Raw genomic sequence first — 12,213 nt, forward strand, 5'->3', positions numbered from 1 at the left:
ACTGGCCCTCATGATCGACAACCTCGTCCTCGGCTTCTCGACGGCGTTCACGCCCGAGAACCTGCTGTGGTGCTTCATCGGCGTCCTGCTCGGCACCGTGATCGGGCTCATGCCCGGCCTCGGCTCGACCACCGGCGTCGCCATCCTCATCCCCCTGACCCTCACCCTCGAGCCGGTCACCGCGCTGATCATGCTCGCCGGGATCTACTACGGCGCGCAGTACGGCGGCACGATCACCAGCGTCCTCATCTCGACGCCGGGAGAAGCCGCCAGCGTGGTCACCACGCTCGACGGCTACCAGATGGCCAAGAACGGCAAGGCCGGCTCGGCCCTCGCCATCAGCGCCATCGGCTCGTTCGTCGCCGCCATCATCTCGCTGGCCCTGCTGATGTGGCTCGCGCCGCCGCTCGCGGACCTGGCCCTGAACTTCGGCCCGGTCCAGAACCTGGCGATCATGATCCTGGGCCTCGTCATCGTCGTGAGCTTCGCGGGCGGCTCGCTGTCCCGCGGCCTCATGATGGCGGCCGCCGGCCTGCTCATCTCGACGGTCGGCGTCGCGACCGGGTTCAGCGACGCCCGCTTCACCTTCGGCAGCATCAACCTGCTGAGCGGCATCCCCTTCATCGAGGTGATGATCGGCCTCTTCGCCGTCGGCGAGGTGCTGCACCAGATCCGTCGTGGGGCCGACGCCCCCATCCGCACCCGCTTCCGCGACATGGTCATCAGCCGGGGCGAGCTGAAGCGCAGCGCCGGTCCGATCCTCCGCGGCAGCGGCATCGGCTTCGTGCTCGGCATCCTGCCCGGTGCGGGCTCGACCCTGGCCTCCTTCATGGCCTACGGCATCGAGAAGCGCGTCTCGCCCCGCAAGGCCATGTTCGGCAAGGGCGCCATCGAAGGCGTCGCGGCGCCCGAGAGCGCGAACAACGCCGCCGCGAACGCCAACTTCGTGCCGACGCTCGCCCTGGGCATCCCGGGCGGCGGCACGACCGCGGTCCTGCTCGGTGCGTTCACGGTCTACGGCCTGCAGCCCGGCCCGCGCCTGTTCGAGACGCAGCCCACTCTCATCTGGGGCCTGCTCGTCTCGTTCTTCATCGGCAACGTCATGCTGCTCGTGCTGAACCTGCCGCTCGCGCCGGTCTTCGCGCAGATGCTCCGCATCCCCTACGGCTACCTCTACCCGATCATCCTGCTGACGAGCTTCGTCGGCGCGTACTCCGTCAGCAACAACATGTTCAGCGTCGTGCTCGTGCTGATCTTCGGAGTCGTCGGATGGGTCATGAAGGAGCTGGACCTGCCGATGGCGCCGCTCGTGCTGGGCCTCGTGCTCGGCCCGCTGTTCGAGAAGGCCCTCGTGCAGACGTCGGCGATCGGCCAGGGAAGCTTCCTGGTGCTGCTGCAGAGCCCCATCAGCGTCGGCATCCTGCTCTTCGCCGTGCTGCTCATGGTCGGCCCGAAGCTGGCCGCCCGGTTCGCGGTGCGTCGAGGCCCCCGCGGAGCTGCCGCGGTCGACCCCGACGCGGCCGAGGCTCGCGAGCACGCGCGGGACGAGGCGGGACGATGAGCCCCTCCCGTGCGGACTGGCCCATCGCCGCCGCGATGCTCCAGTTCCCCGCCGTCGGCCGCGACGGCACGAGCACCCTCGACGCCGAGCCAGAGGTGTGGCAGGCCTCGTTCGAGGAGATCGCGGAGGCCGGGTTCGACCTCGTCGAGATCAACGACAACTGGCTGCGAGTCGGCGACCTCCCGGGCCGTCGGCTCGACGAGCTCGCCGCCGCCGGCCGGGCCGCGGGGGTCGACCTCACCAGCGTGTGCGTCGTCCGGTCGAGCGTCATCGACCCGGCGACCGGCTCCGAGAACCTCGCGTACAGCCACCGCACCCTCGAGGCCGCGGCCCGGCTGGGAGCAGGCGTCGTGTCGGTCGGCTTCCACCGACCGCTCACGCCGGAGCAGCGCGAACGCCTCTGGTTCTGGACGGCCCAGGGCGAGGTCGACGCGCCCGACGACCCCGAGAACTGGCGGCTCGCCGTCGAGCGCGTCTCGGAGCTCGGCCGGCACGCCGCCCAGCTCGGACTCGACCTGACCCTCGAGATGTACGAGGACACCTACCTCGGGACCGCCGAGAGCTCCGTGCGCCTCGTGACCGAGGTGGGTCTCGACAACGTCGGCCTCAACCCCGACGTCGGCAACCTGGTGCGGCTGCACCGCCCGATCGACGACTGGCGCGAGACGCTGGCCGCGACCCTGCCCCATGCCAACTACTGGCACGTGAAGAACTACCACCGCGACGAGGACCCGGCCACCGGCACGTACACGGCCCTGCCGGCCCCGCTCGAGCTCGGCCTCATCAACTACCGGCACGCCGTGCGCGACGCCGTCGAGGCGGGCTTCCGCGGCACCTTCGTCTGTGAGCACTACGGCGGGGACGGGCTCTCCGTCGCCGCCCTGAACAGGGACTACCTCCGCCGGGTGCTGCCCAGCGCCGAGCGGATGGCCGTCCTCGACGAGCAGGAGGCGCTGGTCGCCTCCGTCGTCACCGACCCGAGAGAGGAGATGGTGTCATGACCATCCTCGAGTACGACGCGACCACCTTCGCCGACGAGGCCCTCGACGGCTTCACGGCCGCACACGGGTCGCTGCGCCGCGTCGACGGCGGAGTCGTGAGGCGCGACCGCCTGGCCGACGGCCAGGTCGCGGTCGTCGTCGGCGGCGGCTCCGGCCACTACCCGGCGTTCGCCGGACTCGTCGGCCCCGGCCTGGCCGCCGGAGTCGCCTACGGCAACATCTTCGCCTCGCCGTCGGCTGGCCAGGTCTGCCGCGTCTCGCGGGCCGTCCAGCGCGGCGGCGGCGTGGTGCTGTCGTTCGGGAACTACGCCGGGGACGTGCTGAACTTCGGCCAGGCCGCCGAGCGCCTCCGGGCCGAGGGCGTCGACGTGCGCGTCGTCGCCGTGACCGACGACATCGCCAGCGGCGGCCGGGACGAGATCGCGAAGCGCCGGGGCATCGCCGGAGACCTGACGGTGTTCAAGGTGCTCGGCGCCGCGGCCGAGGCAGGCCACGACCTCGACCGCGTCGAGCAGCTCGGGCGTCGCGCGAACGACCGCACCCGCTCCTTCGGCGTCGCGTTCTCCGGCTGCACCCTGCCGGGTGCGAGAGAGCCGCTCTTCACCGTGCCGGAGGGGCGCATGTCCATCGGCCTCGGCATCCACGGCGAGCCCGGCGTCGGCGAGGCCGACCTGCCGTCGGCTCGCGAGCTGGCCGAGCTGCTGGTGGGCTCGTTGCTCGCGGAGGCGCCCGAGGACGCTGGAGACCGGGTCGTCGTCCTGCTGAACGGCCTCGGCACCTACAAGTACGAGGAGCTCTTCGTGCTCTACGGCCACGTCGCGCGCCTGCTCGACGAGGCGGGCGTGACCATCGTGCAGCCCGAGGTCGGCGAGCTCGTCACGAGCCTCGACATGTCCGGCGTGTCAGCCACCTTCTTCTGGGTCGACGCCGAGCTCGAGCAGCTCTGGGGGAGCCCCGCCTCGAGCCCCGCCTTCCGCAAGGGCGCCGTCGAGACGCACGACGACCGCACCGGGGACGACCGCGAGCCCGACGAGGTGCCTGCCGTGCTCCCGGTCGACGACCTGCGTCACGCCCGCGTCGGCGGCCCCCTGCTGGCGGGGCTCGAACGCGTCGCGGAGATGGTGGTGGCGTCCGAGGACGAGTTCGGGCGCCTCGACGCGGTGGCCGGCGACGGAGACCACGGGATCGGCATGGCGCGCGGCATCACCGCGGCTCTGGCCTCGGCTCGTGCGGCCGTCGAGCGCGGGGCCGGTGTCTCCACGGTGCTGGCCGAGGCCGGCGAGGGCTGGGCGGAACACGCCGGAGGCACTTCGGGCGCGCTCTGGGGCGTCTGCCTCACCAGCGCCGGGGCCGCCCTGGCCGCCGAGCCCGATCTCCGTGATCCGCGGGCCTCGGCACGGGCCGCCGCGGCGGGACTCGCGGCGATCCAGCGCCTCGGCGGCGCCGAGGTCGGCGACAAGACCCTGGTCGACGCGTTCGTCCCCCTGGTCGATGCCCTGCACCGGGCGGCGGCGGACGGCCTCGACCTGCCGGACGCGTGGGCGCGTGCCGCAGAGGCAGCCGACGAGGCGGCCGACGCGACCGCGCACCTCCGCCCCCGCCTCGGCCGTGCCCGGCCCCTCGCCGAGAAGAGCGTCGGCCACCCGGACGCGGGCGCCGTCTCGTTCTCGCGCATCGCCGGCGTCGTCGCTCGCGAGACGGTGATCCCGACCGCGGCGCCCGACGCCCCGGTACCGACCCCGACCCCGACCCCGATCCCGACCCCGATCCCGACCAGCCAGGAGGCCTGACCCGTGAGAGAACCACTGCGCATCGTCGTCGGCTGCGACGACGCCGGCTTCGAGTACAAGGAGAGGCTTCGCGCCGACCTCGAGGGTGACGACCGCGTCGCGAGCGTGGTCGACGTCGGCGTCGGCCCCGACGGGCACACCGCCTACCCGCACGTCGCGGTCGAGGCCGCCCGGATGGTCGCCGACGGCCGTGCCGACCGCGCCCTGCTGGTCTGCGGCACCGGGCTCGGGGTGGCGATCGCCGCGAACAAGGTGCCAGGAGTCCGTGCGGTCACCGCGCACGACGGCTTCTCGGTAGAACGAGCCGTGCTCTCGAACGACGCCCAGGTGCTCTGCTTCGGGCAGCGCGTCGTCGGCATCGAGCTCGCGCGTCGTCTCGCCTCGGAGTGGCTCGACCACCGCTTCGACCCCACCGGCGCGTCGGCCGCCAAGGTCGACGCCATCAGCTCGTACGAGGAATCCCCGGAAGGATCCGCAGCATGACCGTCAGCACACCTGCCTCCGCCAGCCACCACCGCGACGAGGCCGCCGACGGCGTCGCGCCACGTCCCCGCATCGCCCTGACCCTCGGGGACCCCGCCGGCGTCGGGCCCGAGCTCGCCGCCCGCCTCCTCGCCGATCCTGCCAACCTCGAGGCCGCCGACATCCTGGTGCTCGCCGACCGCGCCGAGCTCGACGCCGCGGCCGCCGTGATCGGCGTGACGATCCCGCTCAGCGACGAGCCCCGGCCCGGCTTCGCCACGCTGCTCGACGACGGGTCGGCGCCGGCGGATCCCATCCCCCCGCGCCAGGTCAGCAAGGAGGCGGGGGAGCGCGCCCTGCACCAGCTGCGGCGGGCCATCGACCTGGCCAACGCGGGCGAGGTCGGCGCCATCGTCTTCACGCCCCTGAACAAGACGAGCCTCCACCTCGGCGGCATGACCGAGGAGGACGAGCTGCGCTGGTTCGCGAAGGAGCTGCGCAGCGAGGGCGTCACGAGCGAGATCAACATCATCCCCGGCCTCTGGACGGCGCGGGTCACCTCGCACATCGGGATCCGCGACGTGGCCGACCGCATCACGACCCAGGGCGTCGTCGACGCGGTGCGGCTGCTCGACGAGCTGCTGCGCGACTCGGGCGTCGAGCGCCCCCGGCTCGGCGTCTGCGGCCTCAACCCGCACAACGGCGAGAACGGCATCTTCGGCCGGGAGGAGATCGACGTGATCGCCCCCGGCGTGGCCGAGGCTGCCGCAGACGGGATCGACGTGGTCGGCCCGTTCCCCTCGGACACGATCTTCGTCGGTGCCCGCGAGCGCTACGACGGCATCGTCACGATGTACCACGACCAGGGCCAGATCGCCATCAAGCTGCTCGGCTTCGACGGCGGGGTCACCGTGCAGGGCGGCCTGCCCGTCGTCATCGCGACGCCCGCGCACGGCACGGCGTTCGACATCGCCGGGACAGGAGTCGCCAGCGTCACGTCGAGCCAGCGTGCGCTCGACGTCGCCATCGCGGTGGCCGGCCGTCGCGCCGTCCGCCAGCCCTGACCGTGCTCGTCGGGATCAGCACCAAGGCGTACCTCTCGAGGGCGCGCACCCTCGGGTGGCTGGCGGAGCTGGCCGACCTGGCCAGGGACCACGTCGCGGTGCGCAGCGGTGCGGTCGAGCTCGTCGTGGCCCCCTCGACGCCGCTGCTCGAGGCGGCGGTCCGGCTGCTGGACGGGACGGGCGTCGAGGTCATGGCGCAGGACGTCAGCCGCTTCGCCGGAGGCGCGGTGACCGGCGAGGACGTCGCGTCGCTCCTCGCGGACCTGGGCGTCGCGTACGTCGAGGTCGGCCACGCCGAGCGTCGCAGGCTGCTCGGCGAGACGGACGCGGTGGTCGCGGAGAAGGTCCTGCGCAGCCGGGAGGCGGGGCTCGTGCCGTGGCTCTGCGTGGGGGAGGAGACGCGGGTCGGCCCCGTGGAGGCCGCGGCGTCGTGCCTGGCCCAGGTCGCCGCCGCCGCGGGCGACGGGCCGCTCGTCGTGGCCCACGAGCCCGTCTGGGCCATCGGGGCGGCGGAGCCGGCACCCGCCGGCCACGTCGTGGGAGTCGCGGAGGCGCTCAGGGCGGGACTGCCCGAGGGAGTCGCCGGTGCCCGGCTCGTCTACGGGGGCAGCGCCGGGCCGGGACTGCTGGCGGCGACGGCACCGGCTGTCGACGGGCTCTTCCTCGGGAGGCGTGCCCACGACGTCGCCGGGGTGGCGAGCGTCCTCGACGAGGCGCTCGCCGCCTCCCGTCGTTCCCCACGCATCTCGGGACAGCGGGCTCGATGAGCCTGCCTATAGGAAAGACGACCGTTCCCGGCGTGTGGAACACTGGGCGGATGCCAGCCACCGACGGACAGCGCCGACCGAAGCGGGTGTCCTTGTCGGACGGTGTCTACGACGAGCTGCTCCGCAGGCTCTTCGACGACACGCTGCCCCCGGGGACGCCGCTCAACATCGACGCCCTGGCTCGCGACCTCGACGTGTCGCAGACGCCGATCCGGGAGGCGCTGGCGCGACTCGAGTCGACCGGTCTCGTCACCCGAGCTGCCCTGCGGGGCTACCGGGCGGCTCCGCTGCTGACCGGCGCCGAGCTCGACGACCTCATGCACGCGCGCGGCGTCATCGAGCCCGCGGTCGCACGGCTCGCCGCTCCTCGGCGCACGGACGCCTTCATCTCGGCCCTCGACGAGACCGTGACCCGTCTCGCCGAGGCGCCGAAGGGGCCGACCTTCGCCGAGTACCACGCCTACTGGGAGGCCGACGAGACCTTCCACGAGCTGATCGCGCAGCAGGCCGCGAACCCGTTCCTGCACCGCGCGTTCGAGTCGCTCGGCGGGCAGGCGCAGCGGTTCCGGATGTTCGGCGGGCTGGGCGTCAGCGACGCCGACCACGCGATCCGCGAGCACCGGGCAGTGCGCGATGCGCTCGACTCGGGCGACCCGGACGCAGCAGGGACGGCCATGCAGGCCCACGTCGACGCGGTGCGCGGGCGAGCCGCCGCCGAGGCGTGACCGGCCCGCGCACGACGGCCTAGCGGCGGACGGCGTCGATCTTCAGCATGCGCGCGATGACGCTGTCGAGCTGGCTGTCGTCGAAGATCTTCTTCCAGTCCTCCTTGATGATCGACTCGCGGCCGTAGTCCATCGCGATGTGGCAGGCGTCGCTGAAGGGGTTCGAGCCGCGGAGGCCGTTGGTCAGCGCGATCCAGGTGTGGCCGTAGAGCATCGCGCGAGCCGCCTCGTAGGGGACGCCGACGCCGTCGACGGTCTCCTCGAGCGCCTCCTTGAGGAACGCGCCGATCATGCAGGCCATCGTCTCGACGAGGGTCGGCTCGAGGACGGCGAGCTGCTTGACCGTGACGTAGTGCACCGCGATGACGGGGGCGTAGATCGTCGAGATGACCTGGGTCGCGAGCTCGCGGACCGGCGAGTCCGCAGGCACGCCCTCGAGGGCCGCGACGACCTCCTGCGGGGCGGCGACGCCGCCGAACGTGTCGGCCCACTCCTCCTTCGTGGTGCGCTCGAGGAACACCGAGGGGTGGCACGGGTGCGCGACCGCGTAGTGGATGTCCTCGCGCACGGCGAGCAGGCCGGCGTAGGCGGCGGCCGGGTCGAGGGTGAGGATGACCGCGCCGCTCTTCATGGCGGGCACGACCTGCTCGGAGACCTTGCCGAGCACCACGTCGGGCACGGCGAGGATGACGACGTCGGCGTCGGCGACGGCGGCGTCCGTCGGCGTGACCGTGCGGCCGAGAGACTCGATCAGCTCGACGCCGGCGGGGGAGGCCTCGCTGTAGAGCGTCGTGTAGGCGCTCTTGGCGAGGTTGTTCGAGACGCGCTGGCCCATCTTGCCGCCGGCGCCGATGACGGCGACCGTCACGTCGGGCGAGCCCTGGCCGTCGGCGTACGTGACGCTCGGGCTGGTGGTGTCGAGGGTGTCAGTCATTGTTCTTGCTCCTTAGCTGAGAGATGGATCGTGTCGTCCACTCGGCTTCGAGCCGGGTGGTGGTCTCGGGGTCGCCCTGCCAGGGCAGCCAGTGCTCGACGACCTGGTTGACGCGGGTGGCGCCTCCGTCGCGCTCGTCGAGCGCCGCGCGGATCCCGTCGTAGTCGAGGCGGCCCTCGCCGAGCGGGGTGCTGGTGAGGGCGAAGCCCACCCAGCCGTCCTTCCGCGAGAAGGCGAAGTCCTTGACGTGCCAGTTGGCGACGTAGGGCAGGCAGCGCGCAGTCACGTCGGCCGGGTGCTCCAGGTTCGCCACGGTGTTCGCCGGGTCGAGCACGATGCCGAGCCGGGGGCTGCCGACGCGGCTCACCACGTCGACGAGCTCGGCCGAGCCGACCTGCTCGTAGGTCTCCAGGGCGAGGGTGACCCCCGCCTCCTCGTACTCGGGCAGGACCTCGCGCAGGCGGCGCTCGGTCTCGACCGCGTCGGGCCGGTCGTCGCCGGCGGTCCACATGCTGCGCACCAGGGGGGCGCGGAGCGCGACGGCGAGGCGCAGCCACGTCCGCAGCACGGCCGGCTGCGTGCCGCGGGTGCCGAGCTCGAGCGTCAGCCCGAGCTCGTCGGCGAGGGACCTGAGGGCCGCGAGCTGGTCGTCGTCGTACCCGGCGAGCGGGGCGTGGTCGCAGATCTGGAACAGCCGGACGCCCTGGGCGGCGGTGTCGCGCAGCATGTCGTCGAGCGTCGAGGGATCAGGAACGAGGTCGCTGCCGCGCCAGAAGTAGGCGTAGGTGCTGAGGCCGATCACGACGTCACCTGAGTCCTCGACGCCGCCGTCGAGGTCGGCGACGTCGCGGCCGCGTCGAGGGCGAGCGCCTCGTCCAGGATGCGCTCGACCGCGGCCGGGTCGTGGGCGAAGCGCCCGAGGAACAGCCCCCGCACGTCTCCGCCGAGATCCGTGAGCAGGCCGGGGCCGGCGCTGCCGCCGTAGATGACGCGGCTGCCAGAGCGCCCGGGGAGCTCGGCGAGACGCTCCTCGACGGCGGCGACCACGGCCGCGATGTGGCCGGGCGACGCCGGCACTGGCGCCCCGATGGCCCAGACCGGCTCGTAGGCGACCAGGAGGGGCCCGTCGAGTCCTGCGACGTCCGCCGCGGCCAGGGCGGCGTCGATCTGCGCAGCCACCTCGAGCGCGGCGACGGCGGGCGACGCCTCGGCCTCCTCGCCCACGCACAGCAGCGGGGTGATGCCGTTCCGCAGCGCGGCCGCCGTCTTGGCGGCGACGGCCGCGTCGTCCTCGTGGAACAGCGTGCGCCGCTCGGCGTGCCCGATCTCGGCGAGGGTGCAGCCGACCTCGGCCAGCTCGGCGCCGCTGACCTCCCCGGTGAAGGGGCCGGAGTCGTGGGTCGCGAGGTCCTGGGCGCCGAGGCGCACGCCCGTCCCGACCAGCGCCTCCCGGACGGGGACGAGGGCCGGGAACGACGGGACGACGAAGAGGTCGACCACGCCGTCACGGACGGCCGGGTGGCGACGGGCGACGTGCGCGACCTCGGTGGCCCACGCGACCGACCGAGCGTGCGAGAAGTACATCTTCAGGCTCACCCCGATCGTGAAGGGGGCCGTCGAGGGGGAGTCCACGACGTCGCTCACGCCCGCGCGTCGATGCCGACGGGCTCGCCGGAGCCGTCGTAGCCGCAGATGGCGGCGACCTTCTCGGCCGACGCGCTGGAGGTGTCGAAGCGGTAGGTCAGGAACTCCTTCGCCAGGCGCCGCATCAGCTCGACGCCGATGACGCGCTGGCCCATGCAGAGCACCTGCGCGTCGTTCGAGAGCACGGAGCGCTCGACCGAGAAGGTGTCGTGGGCCGTGACGGCACGGACGCCGGGGACCTTGTTGGCGGCGATGGCCACGCCGAGGCCGGTGCCGCAGAGCAGGATGGCCCGGTCGGCCTTCCCCTCGGCGACCATCCGGGCGGCGTCCACGGCGACGTGGGGGTAGGCCGTGTGCCCGTCGGCCCCGACGCCGACGTCGACGACGGACGCCACCCCGTCGTTCGCGGCGAGGTCCGCCTTGAGGATCTCCTTGTAGTCGAACCCGGCGTCGTCCGATCCGACGACGATGCGCAGCTGGTCAGTCATGGTGGTGCCTTTCGTGGAGTGGCGGGAGCGGCGGCCGGTCAGGCCGCGGGTGCCGGGGCGAGGACGCGTCCGACGGCTCGAGCGATGAGGCCGAGGGAGGTGGCGCCCGCGTCGGGCGTGCCGAGGCTCTTCTCGGCATGGGGGCGGGCGCGGCCCATCTTCGGCAGGAGGTCCGCGGTGGCGGCCGCCTGGACGACGGCGGTCTCCGCCGCCTCGGCCCACGCCGTGGCGAGGTCGGCTCCGCCGTCGACGGACCGGGCGAGCGCGTCCCGGAAGGGGACGAGCGCATCGACCATCGTCTTGTCGCCCACGACGGCACCGAACTCGAGGATCGCCTCCGTGGCGTCCTCGACGCCGCGTGTGACGCTCGCCCGGTGCGGGGCGTCGTCGTCGCCGACTGCCGCGCCGAGGGCGGCGAGGGCGGCGCCCCAGAGGGCGCCGGACGTCCCGCCGGCCCGGTCCGACCACGCGTCGCCGGCGATGTCGAGCACGGTGCCGGCGCCTGCCCCGGCGAGGACGGCGTCGCGCGCCGCCGCGACGGCCGCGTGGACGCCGCGCTGCATGCCGATGCCGTGGTCGCCGTCGCCCGCGACGGCGTCGATGCGCCCGAGCTCGTCGGCGTGCTCCTCGACGGTCTCCTGCGCGGCGACCAGGGCGGCCAGCACGAGCTGCGCGGCGTGCTGCGACTCGGGGCTGGCCGGCGGGACGGCCGCGGCGACCAGCGCCTCCTGCTCGCCGTCGTCCGCACGGTCGGCCGTGACGACCGAGCCCTTCTTGTAGGCGGGAGCGTCCACCGGTGCGGCCCAGAGGCGCTCGAGCTCGTCGTCGAGCCAGAAGAGCGTCAGCGAGACCCCGGCCATGTCGAAGCTCGTGACGAGCTCGCCGACCTCGGGCTCGACGACCTCGATCCCGGCGTCGCGCAACAGAGCGTCGACCTTGGCGTAGACGACGAAGAGCTCTTCGTACTTGACCGAGCCGAGGCCGTTGAGCAGCACGGCGACCCGGCCTCCGCGCGCCTGCTCGACACCGTCGGGCAGCTCGGCGTCGGTGAGCAGCGACCCGACCAGCAGCTCGGCGAGGCCGTTCGCGGTGGGGACGTCCGCCTCGCCGATGCCCGGCTCGCCGTGGATGCCCATGCCGACGGCCATTCGGCCGTCCGGGACGGTGAAGAGCGGCTGGTCGGCACCGGGGAGCGAGCAGCCCGAGAAGGCGACGCCGAAGCTGCGGGTCCGCTCGTTCGCCTTGGCGGCGACGCGGACGACCTCGTCGAGGGACGCCCCCTCCTCGGCGGCGGCGGCCGCGGACTTGAAGACGGTGAGGTCGCCGGCGATGCCGCGGCGCTTGTGCTTCTCGGCGACGGAGGCGCTGGAGATGTCGTCGGTGACGACGACGGTCCGCGTCTCGATCCCCTCGTCACGCAGCTTCTGTTGGGCCTTGTCGAAGTTCAGGACGTCGCCGGCGTAGTTGCCGTAGCTCAGCAGCACGCCCCCGCCGTTCTGCGCCGACTTGGCCACCGACCGCACCTGCTGCCAGGAGGGCGACGCGAACAGGTTGCCGAGCGCGGCACCGTGGGCGAGTCCCTGGCCGACGAGGCCGCCGAAGGCCGGGTAGTGGCCCGAGCCGCCGCCGACCACGAGGGCCACGGAGCCGGGCGCCGACCGGGTGGCACGGACCACACCCCCGTGGACGCGGCGCACCCAGCGCTGGTTCGCGGCCACGAAGCCGTCGATCATCTCGTCGGCGAAGTCGCTCGGCTCGTTGAAGAGACGCGTCATGG

At 73.3% G+C, this 12,213-nt stretch carries 12 protein-coding genes; 7 read left to right on the plus strand and 5 right to left on the minus strand.

The features are described 5' to 3' along the window. Positions 1-10: 10 nt before the first annotated feature. From IFT90_RS12925 to IFT90_RS12955, 7 genes are read left to right on the plus strand one after another with little or no spacing between them, the layout of a single operon-like run. Positions 11-1,561, plus strand: a complete 1,551-nt coding sequence (locus IFT90_RS12925; protein WP_192042639.1) for a tripartite tricarboxylate transporter permease — start codon at positions 11-13, stop codon at positions 1,559-1,561. After that, positions 1,558-2,562, plus strand: a complete 1,005-nt coding sequence (locus IFT90_RS12930) for a sugar phosphate isomerase/epimerase (protein WP_192042640.1) — start codon at positions 1,558-1,560, stop codon at positions 2,560-2,562. The genes IFT90_RS12925 and IFT90_RS12930 overlap by 4 nt, the downstream gene beginning before the upstream one ends. Beyond that, positions 2,559-4,352 (plus strand): dihydroxyacetone kinase family protein, encoded by a 1,794-nt coding sequence (locus tag IFT90_RS12935; RefSeq protein ID WP_192042641.1) that lies wholly within the window; start codon positions 2,559-2,561, stop codon positions 4,350-4,352. Before IFT90_RS12930 ends, IFT90_RS12935 begins: the two co-directional genes overlap by 4 nt. A gap of 3 nt (positions 4,353-4,355) precedes the next feature. Beyond that, complete coding sequence (locus tag IFT90_RS12940) at positions 4,356-4,835, plus strand: ribose-5-phosphate isomerase (RefSeq protein ID WP_192042642.1); 480 nt, start codon at positions 4,356-4,358, stop codon at positions 4,833-4,835. Continuing rightward, complete coding sequence (locus tag IFT90_RS12945; protein WP_192042643.1) at positions 4,832-5,878, plus strand: 4-hydroxythreonine-4-phosphate dehydrogenase PdxA; 1,047 nt, start codon at positions 4,832-4,834, stop codon at positions 5,876-5,878. Before IFT90_RS12940 ends, IFT90_RS12945 begins: the two co-directional genes overlap by 4 nt. Positions 5,879-5,880: 2 nt before the next feature. After that, positions 5,881-6,645, plus strand: a complete 765-nt coding sequence (locus IFT90_RS12950) for a triose-phosphate isomerase (RefSeq protein WP_371740957.1) — start codon at positions 5,881-5,883, stop codon at positions 6,643-6,645. A gap of 50 nt (positions 6,646-6,695) precedes the next feature. After that, positions 6,696-7,370 carry a GntR family transcriptional regulator gene (locus IFT90_RS12955; RefSeq protein WP_192042644.1) on the plus strand — a complete coding sequence of 225 codons (675 nt, stop codon included), beginning with the start codon at positions 6,696-6,698 and terminating at the stop codon, positions 7,368-7,370. 19 nt (positions 7,371-7,389) lie between these two features. Here the strand turns inward: IFT90_RS12955 and IFT90_RS12960 are convergent, their stop codons facing one another. Genes IFT90_RS12960 through IFT90_RS12980 form a run of 5 tightly spaced genes read right to left on the minus strand, consistent with a single transcriptional unit; the run spans position 7,390 to position 12,211 of the window. Continuing rightward, positions 7,390-8,304 (minus strand): phosphogluconate dehydrogenase C-terminal domain-containing protein, encoded by a 915-nt coding sequence (locus IFT90_RS12960; protein ID WP_192042645.1) that lies wholly within the window; start codon positions 8,302-8,304, stop codon positions 7,390-7,392. Next, positions 8,297-9,106: a sugar phosphate isomerase/epimerase family protein gene (locus IFT90_RS12965; protein WP_371740956.1), complete on the minus strand. Its 810-nt coding sequence runs from the start codon at positions 9,104-9,106 to the stop codon at positions 8,297-8,299. Before IFT90_RS12965 ends, IFT90_RS12960 begins: the two co-directional genes overlap by 8 nt. Further along, the gene (locus tag IFT90_RS12970) at positions 9,103-9,948 is read right to left on the minus strand and encodes a triose-phosphate isomerase (RefSeq protein ID WP_371740955.1); all 846 of its coding nucleotides are present in this window, start codon (positions 9,946-9,948) and stop codon (positions 9,103-9,105) included. Before IFT90_RS12970 ends, IFT90_RS12965 begins: the two co-directional genes overlap by 4 nt. Beyond that, positions 9,945-10,436: a ribose-5-phosphate isomerase gene (locus IFT90_RS12975; RefSeq protein ID WP_192042646.1), complete on the minus strand. Its 492-nt coding sequence runs from the start codon at positions 10,434-10,436 to the stop codon at positions 9,945-9,947. The genes IFT90_RS12970 and IFT90_RS12975 overlap by 4 nt, the downstream gene beginning before the upstream one ends. 38 nt (positions 10,437-10,474) lie before the next feature. Further along, positions 10,475-12,211 carry a dihydroxyacetone kinase family protein gene (locus IFT90_RS12980; RefSeq protein ID WP_192042647.1) on the minus strand — a complete coding sequence of 579 codons (1,737 nt, stop codon included), beginning with the start codon at positions 12,209-12,211 and terminating at the stop codon, positions 10,475-10,477. Between the last annotated feature and the right edge of the window lie 2 nt (positions 12,212-12,213).

The sequence above is a fragment of the Frigoribacterium sp. CFBP 8766 genome (assembly GCF_014841435.1).
Taxonomy (GTDB): domain Bacteria; phylum Actinomycetota; class Actinomycetes; order Actinomycetales; family Microbacteriaceae; genus Frigoribacterium.

Bases quoted from the DNA above. Each gene is read 5' to 3' on its own strand.
- IFT90_RS12930 (WP_192042640.1), top strand. From the start codon at position 1,558: ATGAGCCCCTCCCGTGCGGACTGGCCCATCGCCGCCGCGATGCTCCAG.
- IFT90_RS12960 (WP_192042645.1), bottom strand. From the start codon at position 8,304: ATGACTGACACCCTCGACACCACCAGCCCGAGCGTCACGTACGCCGAC.
- IFT90_RS12925 (WP_192042639.1), top strand. From the start codon at position 11: ATGATCGACAACCTCGTCCTCGGCTTCTCGACGGCGTTCACGCCCGAG.
- IFT90_RS12945 (WP_192042643.1), top strand. From the start codon at position 4,832: ATGACCGTCAGCACACCTGCCTCCGCCAGCCACCACCGCGACGAGGCC.
- IFT90_RS12955 (WP_192042644.1), top strand. From the start codon at position 6,696: ATGCCAGCCACCGACGGACAGCGCCGACCGAAGCGGGTGTCCTTGTCG.
- IFT90_RS12975 (WP_192042646.1), bottom strand. From the start codon at position 10,436: ATGACTGACCAGCTGCGCATCGTCGTCGGATCGGACGACGCCGGGTTC.
- IFT90_RS12935 (WP_192042641.1), top strand. From the start codon at position 2,559: ATGACCATCCTCGAGTACGACGCGACCACCTTCGCCGACGAGGCCCTC.
- IFT90_RS12980 (WP_192042647.1), bottom strand. From the start codon at position 12,211: ATGACGCGTCTCTTCAACGAGCCGAGCGACTTCGCCGACGAGATGATC.